Genomic DNA, 26,187 nt, shown 5'->3' with positions numbered 1-26,187 from the left:
CATGGCACGTGAGGGCATCCAGGACGACGACACCACCAGCTACTCCCTGCCGGCGCCGGCGAGGCCGCCCGCGCCGGGCGGTGCGTCGGCCTCTCCCGCCGAAGGACGGCTGCTCGGCGGCCGGTACCGGTTGACGCGGCGGCTCGGCCACGGCGGCATGGGCACGGTCTGGCGGGCGCACGACGAGCTGATGGACCGGGAGATCGCGGTCAAGGAGCCCCGCATCCCCGACACCGTGCCAGAACGCCAGCGCGCGACGCTGCACGAGCGCATGCAGCGGGAGGCGCGCGCCGCGGCACGCATCACGCACGCCTCGGTGATCACGTTCCACGATGTCGTCGTCGAGGACGGCCGGCCCTGGCTGGTGATGGAGCTGGTGCACGGGGAATCCCTCGCCGACGTGCTCGAAACCGGCACGCTCGACGTGCGCGAGGTCGCCAGGATCGGGCTCGCCGTGCTCGACGGCCTGGTCGCGGCGCACGAGGCGGGCGTGACGCACCGGGACGTGAAGCCCGCCAACGTCCTGCTCAGCAAGGACGGCCGGGTGGTGCTGACGGACTTCGGCATCGCCCGGGTCGAGGGCGAGCAGGGCCTGACCGACACCGGTTCGCTGATCGGCTCGCCCGAGTTCATGGCTCCCGAGCAGGCGCTCGGCCAGCGGCCGGGGCCGCACTCGGACCTGTGGGCGCTCGGAGTGCTCATGTACGTGGCGGTCGAGGGGGTGTCGCCGTTCCGCCGGAACACCGCGGCCGCCACCTTCCAGGCCGTGATGTCCGCCGAGCCGCAACGGCCCGTGCGGGGCGCGGGACCGCTGGGCGACCTGATCCTGCGCCTGCTGGACAAGGCGCCCGCGGCCCGCCCGGACGCCGCCGAGGTCCGCCGCGCGCTCCGCGCGGTGGCCGACCCGCCGCCGCTGCCGCCCACGCACGTCGTCACCGCGCCGCCGGACGGACCCGCAAACCGGCGGAAGCCGCTCGCGCTCGTCGCCGCGGGGCTCTGCCTGGCGCTGGTGGCCACGCTCCTCGTCGTGCTGTGGCCCTCGGGCGGCGACGAGGAGGAGATCCTCTGGGAGGAGCGGGCGGAGGACCGGTTCCACATGGCGGTCTCCGTGCCCGAGGGGTACACCCGCACCGTCGACGAGGACGACGAGGACCATCTCGTCTTCACGTCGCCCGACGGCATCTACACCATCGACATCTGGCTGCGGCGCGAGGAGACGCGCGGCGCGTTGCAGGCGGCCGGCGCGCAGCTCGGCGAATATCAGGAGGACAGCAGGTACGACGAGGTCGAAGGCGACCACGCGGAGGCGGAGTTCCAGGGCGGCGAGGCCGCGGAGATGGTGGTCACGACCCACGCGTCCGACTACGACGGGCCGTTGCCGGCCCAGCGGCGCATGGCGCTCTTCTACGGCATCGAGGAGGAGAGCATGATGTGGCGGGTCCAGCTCCTCATGCCGGGCGAGGAGGGCAACGCGATGCGGTACGGCGAGGAGCTGTACGAGGAGCTGATCGACCGGCTTGAGATCACCGGGCCCTGAGGGCCCGTTCCAGGACGGCGGCGGGGGCCGGGTGGCACGCGTGCGCACGTGCCGCCCGGCCCCCGCGGTGCGCGGGGCGCGTCGGGGCGGTGCCCGCCCCGGTCAGCCCTCGGCGCCGAGCCCGGCCCACTCGCGCAGCTCGCCGGTGGCCAGCTCGCGGTCGTCCGGGGCGAGCGCGCCGATGGAGGTCTGCACGTGGTTGGCGTCCGGCGCGGTCAGCACGTAGGCGTCCCTGTCGCCCGGGCCGACCGTGAACGGCTTGGCGCCCCAGGGGTCGTTCTCACCGTTGACGAAGAGCAGGTGCGAGCCCTTCGCGCGCACCCAGCGGTCGATCGAGATGATCTCGCGGTTGTCGAACTCGGGCAGCTCGATGTGGTCGGGCACGAACGCCGCCGAGTACAGCTGCTCCGGGTACCGCACCAGGTCGTCGATGTGGTCGATGGAGTAGACCGGGTTCCCCAGCTGCGTCGCGGCCTGGTAGTAGTACGGGGCCGAGGCGCTCAGCTCCTGGTCGCTGCCGAAGCCGGTGGTCGCGGCCAGGTAGTCGTAGATCTCCTGCGTGGACGCGGTGGTCTCGGGGATGTCGGCGCAGTCGGCCGTCGTCGCGGTCTGCCAGAAGGCCCAGCGCAGCATGGCGGGACCGGACTCGAACGACGCGTCGGCGCTGCCGACCGTCTCGAACGTCGCCCCGTTCTCCTCGGCCCACGCGGTGTGCAGGCCGACCATCTCGTCGCGGCGCAGCAGGGCCTCGCGTTCCAGGTCTTCGAGCGCGGCGCGGCACTCTGGGGTGCCGACGGTGTTCAGGAAGTCGTCGTAGGCCCTGGTGTCGTCGCGGTTGGTGTTGCTCGGCGCGACGTAGGCGACGGCGCCCGCGGTGTCCTGCGGGTAGTAGTAGCGGTAGTAGGTCGCCATCATGCCGCCCTTGCTGCGGCCGGAGGCGATCCACTCCTCGGCGTAGATGTCGTCGAGGGCCTCGTGCACGCGGTGCTGGTCGCTGGCGGCCTGCCAGATGTCCAGCGTGCTCCAGTCGTCCTCGGAGGGCACGGACTCCATGAAGAAGCGGTGCTCCATGCCGACCTCGTTGCCGTCGAGCAGGCGGGTCGGCTCGCTGTAGGCGGGCTGCGTGTTGATCCAGTAGCCGCCGGTCCAGAAGACGGTCGGCCGCTCCTCGTCCGTGTGCAGCAGGGAGACGCGCTGCTGGAACGTCTCCCCGCCGGGGTCGCGGTGGTCCACGGGCTGGGTGAACTCCAGCAGGAAGAAGCGGTCGCCGTTCTCCGCGGGCTTCTCCTCGATCAGGCTGATGCCCGGGACGGCCAGCACGCGGTCCCGGATGTCGGCCGCGTCGGGGCCCGTGTCGGCCAGGGCGGGGCCGCCGACGAACGCGGACGCCCCGGCGATCGCGACGGCGGTGGCGAGACATCTCTTGCGGTGGCGCATGTGGTCCTCCCGATGTGCATTGGTGAACGGCGCAGAACCTACCAACTGGTCGTGGTGGGCGAGTTGAACGCGCGGGACGCGTGGTTCGACTGCTGCTTCTCCCCGGTCGAACGGCCATATGGCCGCGTACGCGACGGTGCTGACGGGCCGTCGGGCGGCGGCGGGCGCGCCGGCGGAAGCGGTGCCGCGAGCGAAGAGGCACCCGCCGGGTGCCGCGCCGCGTGCCGTTCGCGTGCCGAGGGCGTTCCGGCACCGGCGCGCCGGACGGCCGGCGTGCCATGCTTGCGCCGTGGTGAGCGATCCGATGGGCTCCGAAGGCGCGGGGCGCAACCCGGAGTTGCGGCGGGTGGCGATGCGCAGGCAGGTGGCGGAGGCGGGGTTCGTCCGGGTGGACGCGCTGGCCCGGCGCTACGGCGTGAGCATCATGACGGTGCACCGGGACCTGGACGAGTTGGAGCGGCGCGGGTTCCTGCACAAGGTGCGCGGCGGCGCGACGAGCGCGCCGACCACCAGGTTCCACGGCGACCTTGAGCACCGGATGCGGGCGCAGGTGGCGGCCAAGGAGGCCATGGCCCGCGAAGTGCTCGGCAGCGAGGTCCGGCCGGGCCAGGTCGTCGCCCTGGACGACAGCACGACCTCGCTCGTGCTGGCGCGGCTGCTGCCGCGGCGGGCGCCGCTGACGGTCGTCACCCACTTCCTGCCGGTGGTGCGGGCCCTCGCGGCGCAGCCCGGCATCGAACTCGTGGGGCTCGGCGGCCGTTACGACGCGTCGTACGACTCCTTCCTCGGCCGGGAGACCGCGCGGGCCGCCGCGGCGCTGCGCCCCGACGTGCTGTTCCTGTCGACGACCGCCGTCGCGGACGGCGTGTGCTACCTCCAGTCCCCGAGCACGGCGGTGACGCGGCGGGCGCTGCTCGGTTCCGCCGCGCGCAGCGTCGCGATGATCGACCACACGAAGTTCGACCGGCGCGCGCCGCACCGGCTGTGCGCCCTCGCCGATCTGGGCCGCGTCGTCGTCGACGGCGGAACGGCACCGGCCACGCTGCGCGATCTGCGGGCACGGGGCGCCAGGCTCGATGTCGTCGACGTCCCCTGACGCGGGCCCGTCATGTGAAGTTCACACGAGCCCTCCACAAGTGACCTGCGCCACAGCGGGTGTTCACCTGCCGTTTCGCCGCCGCGGCCGTTCCCCGTCACCAAGATCGATGTGAAAAGTTGCTAAGTCCCGGCGCTGTGCGTGTAATACGCCTCACTTCGGACTCGGCAGGGGAAGAGGTGCGGCAGGTGGCGGTGAACGGACCGGTCGCGGTGTGCGTGGACGCGGGCACGACCGTGATCAAAGCCGTGGTCTTCGACGAGGAGGGGCGCGAACTCGCCGTCGCCCGGCGCGAGACCGCGGTCGCCCATCCGCGACCGGACCGCGCGGAGCAGGACATGGCCGCCGTGTGGCGCGCGGTCGCCGCCGCCGCGGCCGAGGCCGTGCGGCGGGTGCCGGAGCCGGTGCGGCTGATCGCCGTCACGGCGCAGGGCGACGGCGCCTGGCTCGTGGACCGCGCCCACCGGCCCGTGCGCCGCGCGGTGCTGTGGAACGACGCCCGCGCGGCCGGTGTCGTGCGCCGCTGGCGCGCCGACGGGGTGCTTGAGCGCGCGTTCCGCGTCAACGCCTCGCTCACCAACGCCGGGCTGCCGAACGCGATCCTGCGGGTGCTCGCCGAGGAGGAACCGGACGCGCTGGACGCCGCGCACGCCGTGCTGACCTGCGGCAGCTGGCTGTTCCTGCGGCTGACGGGGCGTCTTGGCATCGACGCCTCGGAGGCGTCGGCGCCGTGGCTCGACCTCCGCACCGGCGCCTACGGCGAGTCGCTGCTCGCCGAGTACGGGCTGACGGAGCACCGCCGGCTGCTGCCGCCGCTGCTCTCGGGTGACGGCCTGGTCGCCGAGCTGACCTCGGAAGCCGCCGGTGAGCTGGGGGTCGCGGCCGGTACCCCGGTGGTGCTCGCGCCCTACGACATCGTGGCGACCGCGCTCGGCACCGGCGCGACGGCCGCGGGCCACGCCACCTGCGTCCTGGGCACCACGCTGTGCACCGAAATCCTCGTCGACCGGGCAGAGCTGGGGGGCGAGCCCTCGGGGCTCACCCTGGACTTCGGCGTGCCGGGGCTGCTGATGCGCGCCTTCCCCACGCTCGCCGGCACCGGCGTGCTGGACTGGACGGTCGCGCTGCTCGGCCTGCGCGACCACGACGAGCTGTCGGACCTGGCCGCCGGGGTGCCGCCGGGCGCGGACGGGCTGCGGCTCCTGCCCTACCTCTCGCCCGCGGGTGAACGGGCGCCGTTCCTCGACCCGTCGGCCAGCGGGCTGGTGGCCGGCCTCCGGTTCCCGCACGGCCGCGCCCACCTCGCCCGCGCGGTGCTCGAAGGGCTGGCCCACGTCATACGGGACTGCCTGGACGCGGCCCCCGGCCGGCCCACCGAACTGCGGCTGTGCGGCGGGGGCACGGCGAGCGCCCTGTGGTGCCGCCTCATCGCCGACATCACGGGCGTGCCCACGGCCACCGCGCGGGACACGGAGGTCGGCGCGAAGGGCGCCCTGCTGTTCGCGCTGACCGCGCTCGGCGCCCACAGGGACCTGCCGGCCGCGGCCGGGGCGCTGGTCGGGCCGGGCCGACGCTTCGAGCCCGACCAGGACCTGCGCGCCCTGTACGAGCGGGAGCACGCGGAGTTCCTCGCCACCAGGCGGCTGGCCGCGGCCCGTTGGGGCGAGGGGCCCGGCGATGAGTGAGCCGGTGTGGGCCGGGGTCGACCTCGGCACGCAGAGCGTGCGCGCCCTGGCGGTCGACGACGAGGGCCGCACCGTCGCGGCGGCCACGCGCCCGCTGCACAGCCGGCGTTCCGGGCCCCGGCACGAACAGGACCCGTCGCACTGGTGGGAGCGGTCCGCCGACGCGCTGGCCGACCTGTCGGCCGCGCTGCGGGGCCGCCCGGTCGGCGCGCTCGCCGTGTGCGCCACCTCGGGCACGGTCGTGCTGACCGGCCGGGACGGCGGCCACCGCACGCCGGGGCTGATGTACGACGACACGCGCGCCGGGCCGCTGGCCGCCGAGGCGCAGGAGGCCGGCGTCGCGCTGTGGAGCCGTCTCGGCTACCGCATGCAGCCCGCGTGGGCGCTGCCGAAAGTGCTGTGGTGGCGCGAGCGCGGCCTGCTCGGCGCGGGCGTGCGGCTGGCCCACCAGCCGGACGTGGTCACTTCCGCCCTCGTCGGCCACCCGGTGCCGAGCGACGCGAGCCACGCGCTGAAGACGGGCTACGACCTGGTCGCCGAACGCTGGCCCGCCGACGTCCTGGCGCGGCTGCGCGTCGATCCCGCGCTGCTGCCCGAGGTGGTGCGCCCCGGGTCGGTGCTCGGGGGCGTCTCCCGGGCCGCCGCGGCCAGGACCGGGCTGCCGCGCGGCACGCCCGTGCTGGCCGGCATGACCGACGGGTGCGCGGCGCAACTGGCCGCGGGCGCGGTCCGCGTGGGCGAGTGGAACGCGGTGCTGGGCACCACCCTGACCCTCAAGGGCGTCAGCGCCACGCTCCCCCGCGACCCGACCGGCGCGGTCTACTCGCACCGCGCGCCGCACGACGGCCTCTGGCTGCCCGGCGGCGCGTCGAGCACCGGCGCGGGCGCCGTGCGCGCCTTGTTCCCCGACGCCGACCTCGACGCGCTGACCGGCGCCGCCGCGCGGGTGGACCGCGTGCCGCCCTGCTATCCGCTGGTCGGCGAGGGCGAGCGGTTCCCGTTCGTCGCGCCGCGGGCGCGCGGGTTCCTCGGCAACGGGCCGCTGGCCGCGTCGGGGGACCGGGCGGCGGACTTCGCGGCCGTGTGCACGGGCGTCGCGCACATCGAACGGCTCGCGTTCCACGTGCTCGCGCGGGCCGGCGCCGATGTCGGCGGGCCGGTCACGTTCACCGGGGGCGCGACCCGCAACGCGTGGTGGAACCAGCTGCGCTGCGACATGCTCGGGGTGCCGGTGCGCCTGCCCGCCAATCCGGAGCCGGCCCTGGGCATGGCCGTGCTCGCGGCCGGCTCGCTCGGCCCCGGGACCGATCTGCCGGCCGCCGCCGGGCGCCTGGTGCGGGTGCGGCGCACGCTGGCGCCCGACGCCGCGCGGACGGCCCGGCTCATGCCCGCCTACCACGCGTTCGTGCGCCGGCTCGCGGACGCGGGCTGGCTCGACCCCCGGTTCGCCACGGGCCCCGGGTGAGGCGCGGGCCCGCGCCCCGGGCCCGCAGAGGAACGGACGCCACCGCCGAGATCCGGACGCCGCGAGGAAGGACCCCCACCGTGTCGGAACCGATCCACGTGCTCCTGGCCGGGGACCGTTTCGTGCTCAACCGCCTGCTCGCCGAGGCGTTGGAGGCGGAGGGCGGCCCGGCCGCCTGGCAGCCGCGCGAACTCGAACTGCCGTGGCCGCACGTGCCGTTCGGGCGCGTCGCCGAGGTGGACGAGGCATCGGGCACCGAGGAGCAGCTGATCGAGGCCCTGCGCGGGGCGAGGGTCTGCCTGACCCAGATGGCGCCGCTGACCGAACGGGTGCTCGCCGCCTGTCCCGACCTGGAGCTGTTCGCGGTCTCCCGCGGCGGCCCGGTGAACGCGAACCTGGCCGCCGCCGCCCGGCGGGGCGTCACCGTGACGTTCGCGCCAGGCCGCAACGCGGCGTCCACCGCCGAGCACGCGCTCGGCCTGATGCTCGCCGCGATGCGCCGCATCCCGCAGGCGCACGCCGGTCTGCTCGCGGGCCGCTGGGAGAGCGAACGGTACGCCTGGGACGCGACCGGCCTGGAGGTCGAGGGCGCCACGGTCGGGCTGGTCGGCGCGGGCGCGATCGGCCGCCGCGTGGCGGCGGCGCTGCTGGCCCTGGGCGCCGAGGTCCTGGTGGCCGACCCGTACGCCGACCCGGCGGCCCTGCCGGCCGGGGTGCGCACGGTCCCACTGGCCGAACTGCTCGCCGCCGCCACGGTGGTGTCGCTGCACGCGCGGCTCACGCCGGAGACCGCGGGACTCGTCGGCGCCGCCGAGATCGCCGCGATGCGGCCGGGCTCCGTGCTGGTCAACTGCGCCAGGGGCGGCCTGCTCGACTACGCGGCGCTCGCCGCCGCGCTGCGCTCCGGGCACCTGTTCGCCGCGGGCCTCGACGTCTACGACGTGGAGCCGCTGCCGCCGGAACACCCGCTGCGCGGCGCCCCGAACGTGGTCCTCACCCCCCACCTCGCCGGTGCCAGCCGGGCCGTCGCGCGGCGCGCGGCCCGCATGGTCGCGGCCGAGGCCGGCCGCTGGCTGCGCGGCGAGCCGCCGCTGCACCCCGCCGGGCCCGGGGCGGCGGTCCTGTGACCGGGCGGCTGCTGCTGGTGCGGCACGCGGAGACCGAGTGGCACCGCGACAACCGCTACGCCGGCGCGCGCAGCGACCCCGGCCTCACCGCCCGCGGACTGCGCCAGGTCGAGGCGCTGGCCCGCGGCGCGCGGGCCGAGGGCGTGACGGCCGTGGCGAGTTCGCCGCTGCGGCGCGCGGTGCGCACCGCGACGCCCGCGGCGCGGGCCGTCGGCGCTCCGCTCCGCCTGGTCCCCGACCTGCGCGAGGTCGACTTCGGAGCGCTCGAAGGCCGCACCCGCGACGAGGCGGACCCCGCGCTCGTGCGCCGTTTCCTGGCCGACCCGGTGGCCCACCCGTTCCCCGGCGCCGAGCCGCCGCCCGCCGCCGCGGCGCGCACCGCCGCGGCCCTGCGCGGCCTCGGCGCCCTGCACCCGGCCGGCACCGTGCTCGTCGTCGGGCACAGCACGGCGCTGCGGCTGGCGCTGTGCGCGCTGCTCGGGCTGCCCCTGGCCGGCTACCGGCGGCTGTTCCCCCGGCTCGACAACGTCGCGGTCACCGAAATCGGGCTGCCCGCCGACCCGGCAGGACCCGCCTCCCTGCTCTCGCTGAACCGTCCCTTCCCGCCGTCGTGAAAGGAAGTTCCGTGCGACGCCCCTTCGACTCCTCAGCCTCCGCAGCCGCCGCGCTGCTCACGCTCCTCGCGCTGACCGCCGCGACCGCCTGCGCCGCCGAGGAGGGCGGCGGCGGCACGGGCGACGCCGAGAACGCCAAGGTCGCGTTCCTGATGCCCGACATCGCCTCGACGCGCTACGAGCTGTACGACAGCCCGCTGTTCGAGGAGCGGATGGCGGAGCTGTGCCCCGGCTGCGAGGTGATCTACAACAACGCGGGCGCCGACGCCTCAAGGCAGCAGGAGCAGGCGAACTCGGCGCTCGCGCAGGGCGTCTCGGTCATCGTCATCGACCCCGTCGACTCCACGGCGGCGGCCTCCATCGTCAACACCGCGCGCGCCCAGGGCGTTCCGGTCATCGCCTACGACAGGCCCGTGCTCCAGACGCCGCCCGACCACTACATCTCCTTCGACAACGAGGCGATCGGCGAGAGCATCGGCCGCTCCCTCGTGGAGCACCTGGACGCGACGGGCGCCGAGGGCGGGCTGCTCCAGGTGAACGGCTCGCCCACGGACGCGGCGGCGGGACTGATCAAGCAGGGCATCCACAACGCCATCGACGACAGCGGCTACGAGCTGCTCGCCGAGTACGACACGCCCGACTGGCAGCCGTCCGAGGCGCAGTCCTGGGTCGGCGGGCAGATCAGCCGCTTCGGCGGCGGCATCGCCGGCGTGGTCGCCGCCAACGACGGCACCGGCGGCGGCGCCATCGCGGCGTTCAAGGCGGCGGGGGTGCCGGTGCCCCCGGTCACGGGCAACGACTTCGAGGTGGCCGCCGCCCAGCGCATCGTCGCGGGCGAGCAGTACAACACCATCTCGAAGCCGATCGGTATCGTCGCGGAGGCGGCGGCCGAGGCGGCCCACCAGTTCGTCATCGGGGAGGAACCCGAGGCGGAGACCGAGGTGTTCGACACCCCGGCGCAGCTGTTCGAGCCCACGGTGGTGACCCTCGACAACCTGCCCGACGTCCTCGCGGAATCCGGGCAGGTCGAGGTCGCGGACGTGTGCACCCCCCCGTACGCGACGGCCTGCGCCGAAGCCGGCCTGACCTGAACGGGAAGGAGCCGACCGTGTCAGCAGAGCCGACCGGCGCCGCGCCGGAGCCCATCCTGTCGCTGCGCGGCATCCACAAGAGCTTCGGCGCGGTCGCCGCGCTCACCGACGTCGCGCTCGACGTCTTCCCGCGCGAGGTGGTCGCCGTCGTCGGGGACAACGGCGCGGGCAAGTCGACCCTGGTGAAGATCCTGTCCGGCGTGCACCGCGCGGACCGGGGCTCCCTCGTCTTCGCCGGGCGGCCGGCCTCGATCGGCGGCCCGGCCGACGCGCGGGCCCTCGGCATCGCCACCGTCTTCCAGGACCTGGCGCTGTGCGAGAACCTCGACGTCGTCGCGAACCTCTTCCTCGGCCGCGAGGTGCGCCGCGCGCGGCTCGACGAGGTCGCCATGGAGGTGCGGGCGTGGGAGCTGCTGCGGCAGCTGTCCGCGAAGATCCCGTCCGTGCGGGTGCCGGTGGCGTCGTTGTCCGGCGGGCAGCGGCAGACCGTGGCCATCGCGCGCTCGCTGCTCGGCGACCCGTCCGTCGTCATCCTCGACGAGCCGACCGCCGCGCTCGGCGTCGCGCAGACCGCCGAAGTGCTCGACCTGGTCGAACGGCTCAGGGAACGCGGCCTCGGCGTGATCATGATCAGCCACAACATGGCGGAGGTGCGGGCCGTGGCCGACCGGGTGGCCGTGCTGCGCCTGGGCCGCAACAACGGGGTGTTCGACGCCCGCGAGGCGTCCGCCCAGGACATCATCGCGGCCGTCGTCGGCGCGGACGCGCTGCCGCGGCGGGCGCACCGGAGGGAGGACCGCGGCGATGAGTGACCGCACGACCGGCGCGACCGGGGCGCCCGCGACACCGGCGGGACCGCCGATGGACCTGGCCGACGAACGGCTGCGCCGGGGCGGCGGCGCGCGGGCGCTGCCCGCCGCCCTGCTCGACCGCGTCCGCTCCGGTGACCTGGGCGTGCTGCCGATCGTCGTCGGCCTGGCCGTGATCTGGACGATCTTCCAGATCGCGAATCCGGTGTTCCTCTCCAGCGCCAACCTGGTGAACCTGCTGATGGAGAGCGCCTCGGTCGGCGTCATCGCGCTCGGCGTCGTCTGCGTGCTGCTGGTCGGGCAGATCGACCTGTCGGTCGGCTCGGTCAGCGGCCTGTCGGCGGCGCTCACCGCGATCCTCTTCGTCGACGCCGGCCGGCCGATGGTGGTGGCCATGGCGGCGGCGCTCTGCGCCGGGGCGGCGATCGGCTGGCTCTACGCCCAGATGGTCACCCGCCTCGGCGTGCCCAGCTTCGTGGCCACGCTTGCCGGACTGCTCAGCTTCCTCGGGGTGCAGCTGTGGCTGCTCGGCGACACCGGCGCGATCAACCTGCCGTACGACTCCGGCCTGGTGCGCTTCGCGCAACTCGCCTTCGTCCCCGCCTGGTTGTCCTACGTGCTCGTGGCGGTCGCGGCCGGCTGGCTGCTGCTCGCCGGCCGGGCGCGGGCCAGGGCGCGGCGGGCGGCCGGGCTCTCGGCCCGCTCCACCGGGCTGCTCGCGGCGCGCAGCGCCGCCGTGCTCGCCGGGCTCGGGTTCGCGGTCTGGTACCTCAACCAGGGGCGCGGCGTCGGCTGGATGTTCGTGTGCTTCGTGGGCCTGGTGCTCGCGCTGCACTACGCGCTCACGCGCACCGGCTGGGGCCGTTCCGTCTTCGCCGTCGGCGGCAACGCGGAGGCGGCGCGGCGCGCGGGCATCAACGTGCGGCGCACCTACACGTCCGTGTTCGTGCTGTGCTCCACGCTCGCCGCGCTCGGCGGGATGCTCGCCGCCTCCCGGCTGGCCGCGGCCAACCAGGCGAGCGGCGCGGGCGACGTCAACCTCAACGCCATCGCCGCGGCCGTGATCGGCGGCACCAGTCTGTTCGGCGGGCGGGGCAGCGCGTTCTCCGCGCTGCTCGGCATCCTGGTCATCCAGTCGGTCTCCAGCGGCCTCACGCTGCTCGACCTGGACTCCTCGTTCCGGTTCATCATCACCGGCCTCGTCCTCGCGCTGGCCGTCGCCCTCGACTCCGCGGCCCGCCGCTCCCGCGCGTCGCACGGCCGCGCCTGAGCCGCCCCGCGGCCCGGCCCGCCTCTCCGCTCCGGCCGGGCCGCGGGGCACCGCGCCACCGGGCGGCTCACTCGTCCTGGTGGGCCAGGGTGGTGCCGGGCAGCTCGTACTCCTCGCGCAGACCGCACATGCCGAAACCGCCGCGCCGCGAGGGTCCGGCGTCGAACGCGCGGGACTCCGCGAGGTACGCCGGGTCGCCCGCTTCGAGCGCGTCCAGCTGGGCGCCGGTGCGCTGCGCGGCGGCGAGCGCGCCTGCCCGCCACAACTCCCGCCACCGCGGCACCCGGTGCCGCACCAGGCGGGCCGCGGCCCGCTGGAACGCCAGGTACGGGCCGTTGTCCCCGGCCAGGAGCGCCTCGCGCAACGGCAGGTAGCCCTCGACCGCCAGGTCGCGCCGCCGCCGGGCCGCCGCCTCGGCCTCGGGCCCGCTCCGCGCGGGCAGCGCGGCCCGCGCCGCGTAGCGCTCGGGGTCGGCGAGCACGTCGGGCGGGAAGGTGAAGACGGCGTCCCCCGCCTCGGGCAGCCCGCTGTTCTGCATCAGCACCGTGACGCGCAGGTCGCCGCCCTGCACCATGCGGTGCACGGTGCCGGGCGCGAACCAGGCCACGGACCCCGCCCGCAGCGGGATGTCCCGGTAGCCGTCGGGGCTCAGGGTCTGGACGGCGCCCTCCCCGCCGGTGACGACGTACGCCTCCGTGCACACCAGGTGCAGGTGCGGGCTGCCGCCGCAGACCCCGTCCGCCGCCTCCCACGGGTAGGCGTCCAGGTGGGAGAGGCCCACCGCCCCTGGCAGCGGGTGCGGCAGGCTCACCACGGCAGCCCCGCGAGGTGCGCGGCCACCCGCTCGCGGTCCCAGGCGCCGTCGGCCACCAGCACGCGGTAGCGGTAGGCGAACGACTCGCCGGGCGCGAGCGCGAACTCCTCGAAGAACGCCCACGAGAACGCGACGGTCGGGATCGGCTCCGAGCGCACGAACCAGTGCGACTCGTGCACGGCCGAGGACGCGTCGAGGTTCTCCGGCGCGTGCGCGAACACGAGCGTGGAGCGCTCGTCCACGTCGTCGTGCTCGGCCGTGAACGCCAGCCACGGGCCCTGGGTCCCCATCAGCCGCTCCGCGCCCTCCTCCGCGCCGGGTCCGAAGACCGCGCCGCCGGTGAAGTCGCGCGGCCCGCGCCACTGGAGGCCGGTGTAGCCGGCCATCTCGCGGCCCGCCGTGGTCGGGCTGCCGAAGTGCAGCGGCTCGTCGCGGATGTTGGTGAGCCGGATCGACCAGTCGAGCGCCCAGGCCCCGGCCGCGGCGTCGACCGCGTGCACGGCGAGGCCGCGGCGTTCGCGCGCCCACTCGGCGCCGCCGTTCTCGACCCAGGTCAGGTCCTCGGCCAGCTCGAACCGCTCGCCGCTCGCCTCGACGGCGGGGAACCCGTCGTGCCGCATCGACCCGACGCGCTCCGGCAGCCGCCGGTACCCCTCGCCGTGCACATAGCAGTTGCCGCCCCAGAAGTTCTGCCCCGACAGGTGGCTCGCGGTCATCTGGAGGCCCTTGTGCCACCGGTGGTCGTTCGGCCGGTAGCCGCTCACCAGTCGGCCGCCGAGCGTGCGCAGCGGATGGACGTAGGGCTTGCGCGACTCGAACGGGTCGGGGTCGGGCCGGTACACGTAGCTCAGCAGCTCGACGCCGCCGGCCCGTACGGCGAACCGCTCGCCGTGCGTGTGGGTCACCTCGATGGTCATCGCTTCGGGCTCCAGTCCGGGTGGTCGCCGTGCATGGCCTGGTGGTACGGGTCGCCGGGCGCGATCTCACCGGCGAGCACGGGGCGGCCGGTGAACGCCGACTTGTACAGCGCCGCCGCGAACTCGACGGTGCGGCGCGCCTCCGCGCCGCTGCCCGGCGGCGGTGCGCCCCTCTCGTGCGCGTCGAGCAGCGCGCCGAGCTGCGCCGCGTGCGAGCTCGGCACGTCCTCGGGCGGGGTGCGCCAGGCGGCGACGCGTTCGGCCGCGACGTGCGGGGCCGGGGTGTAGGTCCAGTCGTCGTTGCCGTACCCGTAGAGGTGGGTCAGCTCGACGGTCGCGTCGGCGCAGTCGATGCGGATGCGGCTGACCTCGTCGGGCGAGAGCACGCTGTTGACGACCGTGGCGAGCGCGCCGCTCGCGAAGCGCACCAGCGCGGTCGACACGTCCTCGCTCTCCACGTCGTGCACGAGCCGCGCGGCCATGGCCCGCACCTCGACCCAGTCGCCGAGCAGGTGCAGCAGCAGGTCGAACTGGTGGATGCCGTGGCCCATCGTGGGCCCGCCGCCCTCGGTGGCCCAACGCCCGCGCCACGGCACGGCGTAGTAGGCGCGGTCGCGGTGCCAGGTGGTCTGGCAGTGCGCCACCAGCGGGCGGCCCAGCTCGCCCGACTCCAGCAGCCGGCGCGCGTGCCTGGCGCCCGAGCCGTAGCGGTGCTGGAAGACCACGGAGGCGAACGCGCCGGTCTCCGCCTCGGCCGCGGCGATCTCGTCGTACTCCGCCGGGGACAGGCACAGGGGCTTCTCGCACAGCACCCACGCCCCGGCGCGCAGGGCGGCCACCGTCTGCTCGCGGTGCAGCGCGGGCGGGGTGCCGATGAGCACCAGGTCGGGGCGGGCCTCGGCGAGCATGGCGTCGAGGCCGAGGTAGCCGGGGACGTCCGCGCCGCCGGCCGAGGCGGCCCGGCGGAAGGCGTCGAGCCGCTCCTGGTCGACGTCGACGGCGGCGACCAGCTCGACCCGGTCGGCGTGGGCCCGGAGCGCGGGCAGGTGGCAGCCGGTGACGATGCCGCCGGTGCCGACCACCGCGGCGCGCAGCCGGCCGGGGCGGGAAGGGGGTTCGGGCATGCGGGCAACTCCTCGCGCGATGCAGTAAGCGCAGAAAGCGCTTTCACCAGGACTTTAGGCGCCGAGTGAACGATCACACAAGACCTTTGCACCAGTTCGCGGCCCTGTCCCGGCGTCGGGCGGGCCGCCTCGCGCGGGCGGTGGCGGGCGAACGGCGTTCCCGGGCGGCGGGCGGCGGGGGTCAGCCGGCGCGGCCGGGGGCCGGGCCGGTGGAGCCGCGGAGCACCAGGCGGTGCAGCGCCGTCGCGTCGAGCGCCTCGGGCGCGGGCCCGGAGTCCCCCGCGAGGACGCGCAGCAGGCGGCGCACGGCCTCCCGCCCCTGGCGCTCCCGGTCGACCCGGACCGTGGAGAGCGGGGGGTCGAGGTAGCGTCCCATCTCCTCGTCGTCCCAGCCGAAGACGCTGACCTCTCCGGGCACGTCCACGCCGACGCTCTGGAGGCCGCGGACCACGCCGAAGGCCACCCGGTCGTTGGCCGCGAAGACCGCCGTGGCGCCCGATCCGGCGATGACTCCGACCGCTCCCTCGAACCCCGACCGCACGCTCCAGTCCCCCTCGACGACGGCGCGCGAGGTGAGGCCGAGCCGCGCCACGGTCGCCTCGTAGACCGCGCGCCGGTTGCGCGCCGACGGCCACGAGGGCGGGCCCGCGACGTGCGCGAACTCCCGGTGCCCCAGGCCCGCGAGATGTTCGACGATGTCGGCCGCCGCGGTGGCGTCGGCCAGCAGGCCGCGCGAGCGCATGTTGTCGTCGTACTGCCCGTCGATCACGACCGGCACGCGGGGCGTCGTCGTGCGCGCGAACGCGGCCAGGTTCTCGGCGAGGGGCGTGAACGACAGGATGCCGTCGACGTGCTCCGGCTGGAGCAGCGTCCCGATGCGGGCGGCGCGTTCCGCGGCGTCTCCCGCGAGCCCGACGATGTCGAGCAGGTAGCCGGCCTCGTGCGCCGCCGCCGCCGCGCCGCTGAGCACTCCGGCGGGAACGAAGTTGGTGGCGTCGGGGAGGATGACGGCGATCCGGTTGGAGCGGCGGGTGCGCATGGACCTGGCCGCGAGGTTGGGACGGTAGCCCAGTTCGTCGACGGCGCGCGAGACCTTGCGGGCCGTCTCCGGCCGCATGGCGGGGTCGTTGCGCAGGAAGCGCGAGACCGTCTGGTGGGAGACCCCGGCCAGGCGTGCCACGTGGTGGATGGTCGCCGGTCTCCCCGGGTGGTCGGGCGGCGCCGTGCCCTGCTCCGGCATGTGCGGTGTCCTCATCTCCCGTGTCCCGCGGGCCCGCCGCCCGCCGGTGACCGGCCGGATCGCCGGCGCGCCCGGACCCGGCGGGCCGCGCGGTCGTGCCCCACCAGTGTGCCCCGCACGGGCGGCGACCGGCGTCAGGCGGCGGGAACGGGGGGCTGGACGGGGACGTGGACCCGGATGGTCTTGCCCGCGCCGGGATCGATCCGCACGGTCACCGCGTTCCCCAACTGGTGCACCAGGCGCCAGCCGAACCCGCCGGCCCGCGAGGGCGCGTACTCGCGGATCACCGGCCGGCGCGCGCTGGCGTCCGACACCAGGACCGCCACGCCGCCCGGACCCGCCTCAAGGCGGAAGGCGGTGACCCCGTCGGCGTGCCTGACGGCGTTCGTCACGAGTTCGGAGACCACGAGCAGCACGGCGTCGAGATCCACGGAACCCGCCGCGTACGGAAGGCTGGGCAGGTAGCAACGGGTCAGGTCGCGGGCGCGTTCGCTCGTCTGCGGGAAGCTCCGCCACTCCACCGCGCGGTGCCACTGCTCGGGCGCGGGCCGCTCGCGCGGCTGCTCCGCCTCCCGGTCCCGCGGCCGCTCGGCCTCCACGGTCATCGCTGCCCCCATCACCTCTCCTGTGCTGCCTTGAGGCCCCGCCCCCACCGCCCGTCTCCCCGGTCCCGGTCGCGGCGGAACGGCGCGCCTCAGCCCGTGGCGAGCATTCCCTTGCGCAGCCGGGCCAGGGTGCGGGCCAGCAGCCGGGACACGTGCATCTGGGACACGCCGAGCCGTTCCCCGATCTGGGTCTGGGTCAGCTCCTCGACGAACCTCATGTGGATGATGCGCCGGTCGCGCTCGTCGAGCCCGGCGATCAGGGGGGCCAGGGCGTGGAAGTCCTCGACGAGTTCCATCGCCGGGTCATCCTTGCCGATGAAGTCGGCGAGCGCCGTCTCGCCCTCCTCGTCGCTGCTGATGGCGGCGTCGAGCGAGGACGAGTGGTAGCCGTTGGACGCCACCCGGGCCTCGATGACCTCGTCCTCGGTGAGGTTCATCAAAGCGGCCAGCTCCGCGACCTTCGGGGCGCGCCCGAGCCGGGTGCTCAGCTCCTCGGTGGCGCGGGCCAGTTCGAGCCTGGCCTCCTGGAGGCGGCGCGGCACGCGCACGGCCCAGGTCGTGTCGCGGAAGAAGCGCTTGATCTCACCCACGATGTACGGCACGGCGAAGGTGGTGAACTCCACCTCGCGCGTCAGCTCGAAGCGGTCGATCGCCTTGATGAGGCCGATCATGCCGACCTGGACGATGTCCTCCATGTCGTCGCCGCGGCTGCGGAACCGCCCGGCCGCGTACCGCACGAGCGACATGTTCATCTCGATGAGCGTGTTGCGGACGTCCTGGTACTCCTGGGTGCCCTCCTCCAGCTCCGCGAGGCGGTCGAAGTACAGCTTGGAGAGGCCGCGCGCGTCGCGCGGCGTCACCTTCCGTGGGTCGGCGATCTCGGGCAGCCGCGCGTCGGTGCTGGGCTCCGCCGGCCTTACGGACGTCGTCATCACCGTCGTCATCGTCCCTCCCACAGGTAGTGCGTCGAGCCGTTCCCCGGCTGTCGTTGAACGGCGCTTACCCCGGCCCAGGCGGGGCATGCACATCTTTTTCGATCTCCTTTCGCTTCCGTGCGCCCCCGTTTCGCCGCACCGGTGCGGCGAAACGGGGGGCCGTGCCGGTCAGTCGCGCGTGGCGATGCGGACGTGATCGCTCTCCCCGTCGGAGAGGAACGACGCCAACGCCCGTCCCTCCTCGGTCACTTCGGCGCGCTCGGGCCGGGTCAGAGCCCGCAGCGGCGTGACGGTGACGGTCCCGGCCGCCGCGCGCCAGGTCGCGGCGACCCGGCCGTCGACCAGGACGACGCGTTCCCCCGCGACCGAGAGGCTGCGGTGGGCGTCGTCGATGATCCGTCCGCGGTCGTGGTAGCCGAGGACCGCGTTGTCGAACGCCGGCAGGAACCGCACCGGCGCGGGGGTGTCCGGGTCGGGGCGCGGCGCGTCGGGAAGGTCGAGCAGTTCCCTGCCGCGTTCGTCGCGGAAGCCGACCAGTTCGTCGCGCAGCGCGGCCACCGCGGCCGGGAGCCCGGCGAGGCCGCACCACGCGCGCAGGTCGGCGGAGGCGGCGGGGCCGTACGCGGCCAGGTAGCGCCGTGCCATCGCCCGGCCCACGGGGTCGGTGGCGTCCTGGGGCAGCGGGTCGATCTCGCGCCCCAGCCACGTGGAGAGCAGCACGTTGCGCACGCCGGCCTTCGTGCGCCACAGTCCGCGCGGCGGCAGCTGCACCACCGGGAGCAGGGCGGCGACGAGGATCTCCCCCAGGGGGCGCGGTCCCGGTTCGGGCCAGCGCGGGGCGAGCGCGCGGGCCAGTTCGGCCATCGAGCGCGGCTCGCCGTCGGCCAGCACCTCCCGGCCGGCGGCGGCGAGTTCACCGAGGTCGACGCCGGCGAGTTCGCGGCGGTAGGTCGCGAGGGTCCGCTGCCGCAGCATGGCGTCGTGGCGGGCGCGCCAGGCCAGGGCGTCGGCGGCGGTCACGAGGTGGACGGTGCGGCGCATGAGGTGCACCCGCACCACCTCCCGCCGCACGAGCAGGTCGGACAGCTCCGCCGGGTCGAACGCGCGCAGCCGCGACCACAGGCCGGTGAACGGCTCCTGCGGCTCCTGCGCCTGGAGGCCGCCGAGGTGGGCGACGGCGTCGGCGGCGGGGAGGGCGGCGCGTTGCAGGAGCAGTTGGCGGGCGAGCGTCGCGCGGTTGAGCGCGCGGGTGCCGAGAACGGTCGTCCGGCTCATGCCGCGCCACGCTCCCCGGCCGGTCGTGGTTCCCTGGCGGCCGAGCGGCGCCTGGCGGCCGGGGCGCGGGTGGGCCTCGGGTCGCGCGTCGTCATGGTGGTGCCGTTCCCTTCGCTGGATGCGTGTCGGCCCGAAGCGGACCGGCGGGGCCGGGCCGTTCCCTGCCGGTCCTGCTGGTTCCCGTACCGGTCCCGCGCTCCACTTTCCCAGGTGTAGAGGACAGGAGGTGACCGCTTCCCGGGGGGATACTGGCGGCATGCAGAAGACGTCCGCACGGCTGCTCTCGCTGCTGTCCCTGCTCCAGGCGCGCCGGGACTGGCCCGGGGCGCTCCTGGCGGAACGGCTCGGCGTCAGTCCGCGCACCGTGCGCCGCGATGTCGACCGCCTGCGTGAACTCGGCTACCCCGTCGTGGCCTTCAAGGGCCCGGACGGCGGGTACCGGCTGGACGCGGGCTCGGAGCTGCCGCCCCTGCTGTTCGACGACGAGCAGGCCGTCGCCCTGGCCGTGGCGCTCCAGGTCGCCACCACCGCGGGGGCCGGGATCGAGGAGGCCGCGGCGCGCGCGCTGACCACCGTCCGGCAGGTCATGCCCGCGCGGTTGCGCCACCGGATCGACACCGTGCGGGTCACCGCCGTGGAACGGCCCGGGGCGCGGGCGGCCCCGCGGGCGGACAGCGATGTGCTGCTGGCCATCGGCGCGGCCGTCCACGCCCGCGAGGTGCTGCGCTTCGACTACTCCCCCGCCCCCGAGGCCGGGTCGCAGGCCGGGGAGCAGGCCGCGCCGCGCCGCGTCCAGCCGCACCACCTCGTCACGTGGGGCGGGCGCTGGTATCTCGTGGCCTGGGACCTCGACCGCGAGGACTGGCGGACCTTCCGCGCCGACCGGATCGGTCCGCGCACTCCCACCGGGCCGCGCTTCACCCCGCGCGAGGTGCCGGGCGGCGACGTGTCCTCGTTCGTGGCCCGCCGGTTCCTCGGGGCGGACGGCGCCGGGGACTGGCCCTGCCGCGGCGAGGTGATCCTCGACCTGCCCGCGGCCGACGTGGCCCCGTACGCCCACGGCGGGGTCGTCGAGGCGCTGGGCACGGACCGGTGCCGGCTCGTCCTCGGGTCGTGGTCGTGGGCGGGCCTGGCCGCGACCATCGGACGGTTCGACGCCGGCATCGAGGTCGTCGGCCCGGCGGAACTGCGGGACGCCTTCGCGCTGCTGGCGCGCCGTTTCGCCGACGCGGCGGGCCGGGGGCCCGGCGCCCGCCCCCCGGCCCAGGAGCCGTGAGGCGGGCGCGCGCCCCTGCCGGGCGCCGTTCCCGCGCCGTCAGGCGCGGGGCACGCGCGCGGTCGCAAGGCGGGCGTGCGGCGGAGTACCGGCCGCGGCCCCCGGCGGGCGCGCCATGTGGATGTCGACCGCGTCCTCGGCCTCCACGGCGAATCCGTGGCGCTCGTAGAGCCGGCGGGCCGCGCTGCCCCGCAGGACGATCAGCCCCACGGCCGCGCCCTGCGCGTCCGTTCGCTCAAGTACCGTCCGCAGCACGGCGGTTCCCAGTCCCCGGCCCTGGCAGTGCGGGGCCAGGTAGAAGTGCTCAAGCCACTGCCTGCCGTCGGCGGGCCGCACCGTGACGCATCCCGCGAGCGCGCCGCCGGCCATGATGACCGAGGTGTACCGCGAGGAGAAGGAGTCCCGCAGCCGCTGCCGCACCCGGTGCTCGTCGTAGCGCCCGAGGCGCTCCAGGTCCGCACGCATGACCGTGGCCCGCAGCTCCGCGATGACCTCGATGTCGGCCGCCACCGCGGACCGCAGCGACCAGTCCGCCGCGTGCGCCGGCGCGGGCCGTTCAGGCCCTGCCGCGCCCGGTCGCGTTCCGCCGCCCGTCACCCCGGTGTCCATGGCGGGAGTATCCCAGTCCGTCCGGCCCCGGCGGGCGCCCGGGTGGTGCGGGACGGACCGCCCGGCCGGGTCGCGGCGGGCGGCGACCTCTTGCACCTCGCACCCATCCGCGATAATTAGTATTTAATACTCCCCTGTCCGGGAGGCACCCTCCGCCTCCCCCGCTCAGACCGACCGCACCGAAGCCTGGAGTCCCGCCGTGCAGATCACCCGTGTCGAGACCTTCGCCGTGCCGCCCCGCTGGCTGCTGTGCCGCGTGGAGACCGACGAGGGCGTGGTGGGCTGGGGCGAGCCGGTGGTGGAGGGCCGGGCCGCCACCGTGCGCACGGCCGTCCACGAGCTGTCCGAACTCCTCGTGGGCCGCGACCCGTTGCGCATCGAGGACCACTGGCAGGTCATGACGAAGGGCTCGTTCTACCGGGGCGGCCCCGTCCTGTCCAGCGCCGTCGCCGGTCTCGACCAGGCGCTGTGGGACATCGCGGGGAAGACACTGGGCGTGCCGGTCCACGTCCTGCTCGGCGGGCCGGTCCGCGACCGCGTGCGCGCCTACAGCTGGATCGGGGGCGACGAGCCGGGCGAGATCGCGGACGCCGTCGCCGCGCAGGTCGAGGCCGGGTTCACGGCGGTGAAGATGAACGCCAGCGGGCGCATGAACCGCATGGGCACCGTCTCCGATCTGTCCCACGTCGTCCACAGGGCGGAGGCCGCCCGCGACGTGCTGGGCCCCGACCGCGACTTCGCGGTCGACTTCCACGGCAGGTTCACCCGCGCGAACGCGCGGCGGCTGCTCCCGCTGCTCGCGCCCACCGCGCCGCTGTTCGTCGAGGAGCCGGTGCTGCCCGAGTACACGCACCTGCTCGGCGACGTCGTCGCCGCGGCGCCGGTCCCGGTGGCCACCGGGGAGCGGCTGTACAGCAGGACGGACGTGCTGCCCGCGCTGCGCTCGGGCATCGCGGTGGTGCAGCCCGACCTGTCGCACGCCGGCGGCATCTCGGAGGTGCGGCGCATCGCGTCCCTGGCCGAGACCTTCGACGTGCTGGTGGCGCCGCACTGCCCGCTCGGCCCGGTGTCCCTGGCCGCCAGCCTCCAGATCGCCTTCTCGACGCCCAACTTCCTCATCCAGGAGCAGAGCATCGGCATCCACTACAACAGCGGTGCCGAAGTCCTCGACTACGTCGTGGACCGCGAGGTGTTCCGCTTCCACGAGGGGCACTTCCTGCGGCCCACCGGCCCTGGGCTCGGCATCGAGGTGGACGAACGGGCCGTGCGCCGGGCCGACGGCAAGACCCCGGACTGGCGGGGCCCGGTGTGGCGGCACGACGACGGCTCGTTCGCCGAGTGGTGACGTGCCGCCGCGGCCGGCCCGCGCGTCAGCGGGCCGACCCGCCGGTCAGCAGTTCGTTGCACTCGCGCTGGAGCGCGACGTCCTGCCACATGGGGTGGTGCGGCGCCGCGTTGGAGCACACGACGGTGCCGAGCACCCCCACGCGCACGCCCTCCGCGACGGCGCGGCGGCAGAAGGACGCGCCCACCGGGCCCTCCTCGAACGTGCCCTCAAGCGGCGTGTAGCCGATCCAGCCCTCGCCGAACACCAGCGGCACCCCGGCCGCCGCCGCCCAGTCGGCCGCCGCGTCGATCCACAGCGACAGCCGCTGCTCCATCGCCAGGCGGTGCGTCGCGTAGCGGTCGTACAGCCAGGCGTCCCACGCCACCGGGTCGCACCAGTCGTGCACGTACATCTCGCGGCGCCCGACGATCGTGGCCGTCAGGCGCCAGGCGTCCTCGGCCGGCGGCGCCCACGCGTCGATGTCCGGGGCCCCCGGCCGCAGCAGCGCGCGCCGCGCGGCCTCCTGCGGGAACGGGCGCTCCTGGTCGCGCAGCGCGAAGGTGTCGAGCAGTTCGTCCAGCACGCCGTAGATGTAGGGGTGGAACACCGCGACGTCCACGTCGCGGAGCACACCGCGCAGCGAACCGACGGGCACCTCGGCGTAGTTGACGGTCACGGGCCGGTCCGGGTGCCGCTCCCTGAACCGCGCGACGCCGCGCGCCAGACGCGGCTGGAGCGCGAGGACGGTGTCCCCGGTCAGGCCGTCGGTGAGGCGGCCCGCCTGCACCTCGTTGTGGAGTTCGGTGAACGCGATCCTGTCGTCCAGCCCGTCGTGCGCGGCAAGGAAGTCGATCAGGTCGGCCAGCGCGTCGGCCAGGGCCTCGGGCCTGCGCTCGGGCTCGACCGCCATGAGCGCGTCGAACCAGGCGCGTTCTGTGGCGAAGGAAGGGCTCTGCTGGTACTCCCAGCTGGAGAGGATGACGAAGAAGTCGTGGCGCCGCGCGGCCTCGAACAGCGCCAGCAGGTGGGCCCTGCCGTCGATCTCCGTCGCGGCCCGCACGTCGTACCAGCGCACGCGGCGGCCGTACCCGCCGCCCAGCGGGCCAAGGCGCACCCGGGTGGTGTCGAGGCCCGAGCCGAACAGCAGGAACGGCATGGCGCACACGCGGATGGTGTTGTAACCGCGGTCGGCCGCCTCGGCGAAGGCGCGGTCGAGGTCTTCGAACGGCTCGCCGGGACCGGTGCGCGTGTACCAGGTGAAGTCCCACAGGGTGATGGCCAGTGTGCCGGGCAGGTGGGCGGGCAGCGGAACGGGCATGGCGGGGGCGCCTTTCTCTCTCACGATGGTCTTCTGCGGCGGTCGCGCCGGGGCGCGGCACGCGGCGGCCCGCGGGGGCCGCGCCCTCAGGCGGCGGGCCGTTCGGCCCGCGCCAGAAGCGGCAGCCGGCGCACGGGAACGAGCGCGGCCGCGTGCACCTCGGCGGTGGTCGTCGCGGCGTCGAGACCGGCGCGGACGGACGCGTCCACGTACACGCGGCTGCCCTCGGGCCGGGGCAGCACCCGGATCTCCACGCCGTGCGCCACGGCCTCGGCGGCGAACCGCCGCAGGCCGATCTCCCACTCGGGCCCGTACCAGAACTGGTCGGCGACGAGCCGGCCGCCGATATAGGCGCGGGCGACGTCACCGGTCCAGCGCAGCCGCAGCAGCACCTCGCCGTCCCCCGTCAGCGCCTCGGCCGGCACGGTCACGTGGTGCACGGCCGCGTGCGCGAACGCCTCGTCCTCGGGCGCCGAGGCGCGCCGCGCGGGCCCGCCGGTGCGGGCGGGGGGCGGCGGCCCGGCCGCGCGGACGCGGGCCAGTGCCGGAGCGGGCGGCGCGCCCGGCGCGGCCAGCTGCCACCGGGTGAACGCCCCGTCGGGCTCCGGAGCGCCGAGCCCTTCGCCCGCGAGCGCGGCGGGCGCGGGCAGCAGCGCCACGGGGACGCGTTCCTCCTCGGTGTGGACGCGCAGCTCGTCGTCCTCCGCCACCACGAGCGCGGGGCACAGCACGAGCCGTTCCGCGCCTGCCAGCCGCACCCGGTGCAGCTCCCGCGCCTGTCCCGCGGCCAGCACCAGGACGCGCGCCCGGCCTTCCGGGCCGGTGACGGTGAGCACCGCGCCGGTGCCCGGCGCGGTGACGGTCACCACGGTGCCGCCGTCCGCCGCCGGTTCGGCGCGGCCGGTGCCGGGCGGCAGGGGGGCGACGCGGGCGCCCGCGGGGAAGGCGAACTCGGGGGTGACCCCGTCCACCGCCGTGAACACCGCGGTGGGAACGCCTGCCACCGGCAGCCGGGTGACCGGCTGCGCGCTGGCCCAGTCGAGACGCAGTCCTGGCCCGATGGCGTGGCCGACCGGCCAGACGAAGTGCGCCCCGGACGGCACCGTGACCGGCCGGCTGGGGAACGTGACCGCGCGGCCGGGGAGTTCGACGCGGAACGTCACGCCGTGCTGGTCGGGCAGCGGCTCGTGCGGCTGGTGGTTGTTGACGAAGACGAACGCCCGCTCGCCGTCCGACCTGACGGACCAGCGCAGCGTGTGCCGGTCGTCCAGGCCCTCGGGCTCGCGCTCGGGCAGCCACAGCGGCATGTCCGCGAGGTCGGCGCCCGCGTCCTGGATCAGCAGGTGCTGGGCGCGCAGCGCGTGGTACGAGGGGCGGGCCTGGCCGAACTCGCCCAGCGGCGCCTGGAAGTCGTACGTGACGCGCGGCAGGTCGTTCGGGTAACCGGTGGCCTGCGACTCCTGGTTGGGCAGATCGAGTTCCTGCCGCTGCGAGCAGCCGTGGTACAGGTAGTAGCCCTGCCAGACGGAGCCGCTGCCCAGCTTGGCGAGGGCGAGCGCGGTGACGTCCTGCGCGGGGATCAGGGGCCTGCGGTGGTAGGCGATGGCCATGCCGCCGCCCAGTTCGCACGTGGCGTAGGGGTTCCTCGCGTCGTCGGGTCCCGGCCCCGAGGGGGCCGTGTGGCGCAGGTCGGCGCCGATGGCGTGGTCGTCGCGGATGGGCGTGAAGAAGTAGTGGCGACGCATGCCGCGCGCCCACCCGTCGTGCGCGTCCTCCCAGAACGCCTCGGGGTAGCCGCCGTACAGCGGCAGCAGGACATCGCGCGGGATGTCGGCCGCGCCCCACGCGGTCGCGGTCCACAGCGGCGCCGTCAGGCCCGCCTCCTCGGCCGTGCGGCGCAGGGTCGCGAGGTGTTCCGGCTGGTCGTACAGCTCGTTCTCGATCTGGACGGCGACCAGGGGGCCGCCCTCGGCGTGGGAGAGTCCGCGCAGTTCGCGCGCGATGCGCGCGAAGTAGGGGCGCACGAGGGCGAGATAGGCCGGGTCGTCGGTCCTGGGCGCGCAGGGCACGTCGCCGAGCCAGTCGGGGAAGCCGCCGTTGCGGCACTCGCCGTGGGCCCACGGCCCGATGCGGGCGACGGCCGCGAGGCCCAGTTCCCCGCACAGCTCCACGAAGTGCCGGATGTCGAGCCCGCCGTCGAAGCGGTGGACGCCGCGGTGCTCCTCGTGGTGGTTCCAGAACAGGTAGGTGGCGACCGTGTCGACGCCGCCCGCGCGGATCTTGAGCAGTTCCTCGCGCCAGGCGTCCCTCGGGTACCGGCTGAAGTGGAACTCGCCCATCACCGGCAGCCAGGGCCGACCGTTCCTGACGATCCGGCGGCTGTCCACCGTGAGGGACGGCGCGGCGCCGTCGGGGGTGCCCATGGCCAGGTGTCCGGCCAGGGGCGGTGGAGTGGCGCGGACGCGCGTGGACAGCATGCGGGGCTCCGGCGGTTCTGCGGTGGTGAGGCCCGTTCATCGTCGGCCCGGCCCCGACGCGTGTCAAGATGTATTCATAAATAATACACCCGGTAGGCTGTGAGCGTTCTTCACGCGCGAGCATTCGGAGGAGCGGCGT

At 75.3% G+C, this 26,187-nt stretch carries 22 protein-coding genes; 11 read left to right on the top strand and 11 right to left on the bottom strand.

Annotated features, from left to right (window positions below):
• Position 1 precedes the first annotated feature (1 nt).
• Entirely contained in the window at positions 2-1,537 is a 1,536-nt protein-coding gene (locus LC193_RS25710; protein ID WP_226077761.1) for a serine/threonine-protein kinase, read from the top strand.
• Positions 1,538-1,639: 102 nt separating this feature from the next.
• Here the strand turns inward: LC193_RS25710 and LC193_RS25705 are convergent, their stop codons facing one another.
• Positions 1,640-2,974: a S28 family serine protease gene (locus LC193_RS25705; protein ID WP_226077760.1), complete on the bottom strand. Its 1,335-nt coding sequence runs from the start codon at positions 2,972-2,974 to the stop codon at positions 1,640-1,642.
• Between the two features lie 289 nt (positions 2,975-3,263).
• On the opposite strand from LC193_RS25705, the gene LC193_RS25700 reads away from it, so the two are divergent.
• The 8 genes from LC193_RS25700 (at position 3,264) to LC193_RS25665 (ending at position 12,131) form a co-directional block, all read left to right on the top strand.
• Positions 3,264-4,070: a DeoR/GlpR family DNA-binding transcription regulator gene (locus LC193_RS25700; protein WP_226077759.1), complete on the top strand. Its 807-nt coding sequence runs from the start codon at positions 3,264-3,266 to the stop codon at positions 4,068-4,070.
• A 188-nt stretch (positions 4,071-4,258) separates the two neighbouring features.
• Complete coding sequence (locus LC193_RS25695; protein WP_226077758.1) at positions 4,259-5,755, top strand: FGGY-family carbohydrate kinase; 1,497 nt, start codon at positions 4,259-4,261, stop codon at positions 5,753-5,755.
• A complete protein-coding gene (locus tag LC193_RS25690) occupies positions 5,748-7,220 on the top strand; it encodes an FGGY-family carbohydrate kinase (RefSeq protein ID WP_226077757.1) in 1,473 nt (490 codons plus the stop codon). The genes LC193_RS25695 and LC193_RS25690 overlap by 8 nt, the downstream gene beginning before the upstream one ends.
• An 80-nt stretch (positions 7,221-7,300) precedes the next feature.
• Positions 7,301-8,347, top strand: coding sequence for an NAD(P)-dependent oxidoreductase (locus tag LC193_RS25685; protein ID WP_226077756.1), 1,047 nt, complete (start codon positions 7,301-7,303; stop codon positions 8,345-8,347).
• Complete coding sequence (locus LC193_RS25680) at positions 8,344-8,961, top strand: histidine phosphatase family protein (RefSeq protein WP_226077755.1); 618 nt, start codon at positions 8,344-8,346, stop codon at positions 8,959-8,961. The genes LC193_RS25685 and LC193_RS25680 overlap by 4 nt, the downstream gene beginning before the upstream one ends.
• Positions 8,962-8,972: 11 nt before the next feature.
• Positions 8,973-10,052: a substrate-binding domain-containing protein gene (locus LC193_RS25675; protein WP_404819484.1), complete on the top strand. Its 1,080-nt coding sequence runs from the start codon at positions 8,973-8,975 to the stop codon at positions 10,050-10,052.
• Positions 10,053-10,069: 17 nt separating this feature from the next.
• Complete coding sequence (locus LC193_RS25670; protein WP_226077754.1) at positions 10,070-10,864, top strand: ATP-binding cassette domain-containing protein; 795 nt, start codon at positions 10,070-10,072, stop codon at positions 10,862-10,864.
• A 49-nt stretch (positions 10,865-10,913) separates the two neighbouring features.
• The gene (locus LC193_RS25665) at positions 10,914-12,131 is read left to right on the top strand and encodes an ABC transporter permease subunit (protein WP_318842209.1); all 1,218 of its coding nucleotides are present in this window, start codon (positions 10,914-10,916) and stop codon (positions 12,129-12,131) included.
• 67 nt (positions 12,132-12,198) lie between these two features.
• On the opposite strand, the gene LC193_RS25660 is transcribed toward LC193_RS25665, so the two are convergent.
• The 7 genes from LC193_RS25660 to LC193_RS25630 form a co-directional block, all read right to left on the bottom strand.
• Complete coding sequence (locus LC193_RS25660) at positions 12,199-12,945, bottom strand: cupin domain-containing protein (RefSeq protein WP_226077752.1); 747 nt, start codon at positions 12,943-12,945, stop codon at positions 12,199-12,201.
• The gene (locus LC193_RS25655) at positions 12,939-13,862 is read right to left on the bottom strand and encodes a DUF6807 domain-containing protein (protein WP_226077751.1); all 924 of its coding nucleotides are present in this window, start codon (positions 13,860-13,862) and stop codon (positions 12,939-12,941) included. Before LC193_RS25655 ends, LC193_RS25660 begins: the two co-directional genes overlap by 7 nt.
• Positions 13,859-14,986 (bottom strand): Gfo/Idh/MocA family protein, encoded by a 1,128-nt coding sequence (locus tag LC193_RS25650; RefSeq protein ID WP_226077750.1) that lies wholly within the window; start codon positions 14,984-14,986, stop codon positions 13,859-13,861. The genes LC193_RS25655 and LC193_RS25650 overlap by 4 nt, the downstream gene beginning before the upstream one ends.
• 181 nt (positions 14,987-15,167) lie before the next feature.
• Positions 15,168-16,241 (bottom strand): LacI family DNA-binding transcriptional regulator, encoded by a 1,074-nt coding sequence (locus LC193_RS25645; protein WP_226077749.1) that lies wholly within the window; start codon positions 16,239-16,241, stop codon positions 15,168-15,170.
• 119 nt (positions 16,242-16,360) lie between these two features.
• Positions 16,361-16,843 carry an ATP-binding protein gene (locus LC193_RS25640; protein WP_226077748.1) on the bottom strand — a complete coding sequence of 161 codons (483 nt, stop codon included), beginning with the start codon at positions 16,841-16,843 and terminating at the stop codon, positions 16,361-16,363.
• A 77-nt stretch (positions 16,844-16,920) separates the two neighbouring features.
• The gene (locus LC193_RS25635) at positions 16,921-17,775 is read right to left on the bottom strand and encodes an RNA polymerase sigma factor SigF (RefSeq protein WP_226077747.1); all 855 of its coding nucleotides are present in this window, start codon (positions 17,773-17,775) and stop codon (positions 16,921-16,923) included.
• 159 nt (positions 17,776-17,934) lie between these two features.
• Positions 17,935-19,041, bottom strand: coding sequence for a winged helix DNA-binding domain-containing protein (locus LC193_RS25630; protein ID WP_226077746.1), 1,107 nt, complete (start codon positions 19,039-19,041; stop codon positions 17,935-17,937).
• A gap of 256 nt (positions 19,042-19,297) precedes the next feature.
• Here LC193_RS25630 and LC193_RS25625 point away from each other — a divergent pair, with 256 nt between their 5' ends.
• Positions 19,298-20,317, top strand: coding sequence for a helix-turn-helix transcriptional regulator (locus tag LC193_RS25625; RefSeq protein ID WP_226077745.1), 1,020 nt, complete (start codon positions 19,298-19,300; stop codon positions 20,315-20,317).
• 39 nt (positions 20,318-20,356) lie between these two features.
• Here LC193_RS25625 and LC193_RS25620 read toward each other — a convergent pair whose 3' ends face one another.
• Positions 20,357-20,926, bottom strand: a complete 570-nt coding sequence (locus LC193_RS25620) for a GNAT family N-acetyltransferase (protein ID WP_226077744.1) — start codon at positions 20,924-20,926, stop codon at positions 20,357-20,359.
• A gap of 199 nt (positions 20,927-21,125) precedes the next feature.
• On the opposite strand from LC193_RS25620, the gene dgoD reads away from it, so the two are divergent.
• Positions 21,126-22,271, top strand: coding sequence for a galactonate dehydratase (gene dgoD / locus LC193_RS25615; protein WP_226077743.1), 1,146 nt, complete (start codon positions 21,126-21,128; stop codon positions 22,269-22,271).
• Positions 22,272-22,296: 25 nt separating this feature from the next.
• Here dgoD and LC193_RS25610 read toward each other — a convergent pair whose 3' ends face one another.
• Positions 22,297-23,571 carry a cellulase-like family protein gene (locus LC193_RS25610; protein WP_226078879.1) on the bottom strand — a complete coding sequence of 425 codons (1,275 nt, stop codon included), beginning with the start codon at positions 23,569-23,571 and terminating at the stop codon, positions 22,297-22,299.
• 86 nt (positions 23,572-23,657) lie between these two features.
• The gene (locus LC193_RS25605) at positions 23,658-26,048 is read right to left on the bottom strand and encodes a beta-galactosidase (protein ID WP_226077742.1); all 2,391 of its coding nucleotides are present in this window, start codon (positions 26,046-26,048) and stop codon (positions 23,658-23,660) included.
• Positions 26,049-26,187 lie beyond the last annotated feature (139 nt).

Source organism: Streptomyces marincola (assembly GCF_020410765.1).
In the GTDB taxonomy this organism is placed as follows: Bacteria; Actinomycetota; Actinomycetes; order Streptomycetales; family Streptomycetaceae; genus Streptomyces; species Streptomyces marincola.
This window is presented reverse-complemented; position numbering and strand designations above follow the sequence as displayed.

Coding starts and splice junctions, on each gene's coding strand:
- LC193_RS25690 (WP_226077757.1), top strand. CDS start 5,748: ATGAGTGAGCCGGTGTGGGCCGGGGTCGACCTCGGCACGCAGAGCGTG.
- LC193_RS25705 (WP_226077760.1), bottom strand. CDS start 2,974: ATGCGCCACCGCAAGAGATGTCTCGCCACCGCCGTCGCGATCGCCGGG.
- LC193_RS25655 (WP_226077751.1), bottom strand. CDS start 13,862: ATGACCATCGAGGTGACCCACACGCACGGCGAGCGGTTCGCCGTACGG.
- LC193_RS25645 (WP_226077749.1), bottom strand. CDS start 16,241: ATGAGGACACCGCACATGCCGGAGCAGGGCACGGCGCCGCCCGACCAC.
- LC193_RS25610 (WP_226078879.1), bottom strand. CDS start 23,571: ATGCCCGTTCCGCTGCCCGCCCACCTGCCCGGCACACTGGCCATCACC.
- LC193_RS25605 (WP_226077742.1), bottom strand. CDS start 26,048: ATGCTGTCCACGCGCGTCCGCGCCACTCCACCGCCCCTGGCCGGACAC.
- LC193_RS25620 (WP_226077744.1), bottom strand. CDS start 20,926: ATGGACACCGGGGTGACGGGCGGCGGAACGCGACCGGGCGCGGCAGGG.
- LC193_RS25635 (WP_226077747.1), bottom strand. CDS start 17,775: ATGACGACGGTGATGACGACGTCCGTAAGGCCGGCGGAGCCCAGCACC.
- LC193_RS25665 (WP_318842209.1), top strand. CDS start 10,914: ATGGACCTGGCCGACGAACGGCTGCGCCGGGGCGGCGGCGCGCGGGCG.
- LC193_RS25630 (WP_226077746.1), bottom strand. CDS start 19,041: ATGAGCCGGACGACCGTTCTCGGCACCCGCGCGCTCAACCGCGCGACG.
- LC193_RS25640 (WP_226077748.1), bottom strand. CDS start 16,843: ATGGGGGCAGCGATGACCGTGGAGGCCGAGCGGCCGCGGGACCGGGAG.
- LC193_RS25625 (WP_226077745.1), top strand. CDS start 19,298: ATGCAGAAGACGTCCGCACGGCTGCTCTCGCTGCTGTCCCTGCTCCAG.
- LC193_RS25650 (WP_226077750.1), bottom strand. CDS start 14,986: ATGCCCGAACCCCCTTCCCGCCCCGGCCGGCTGCGCGCCGCGGTGGTC.
- LC193_RS25710 (WP_226077761.1), top strand. CDS start 2: ATGGCACGTGAGGGCATCCAGGACGACGACACCACCAGCTACTCCCTG.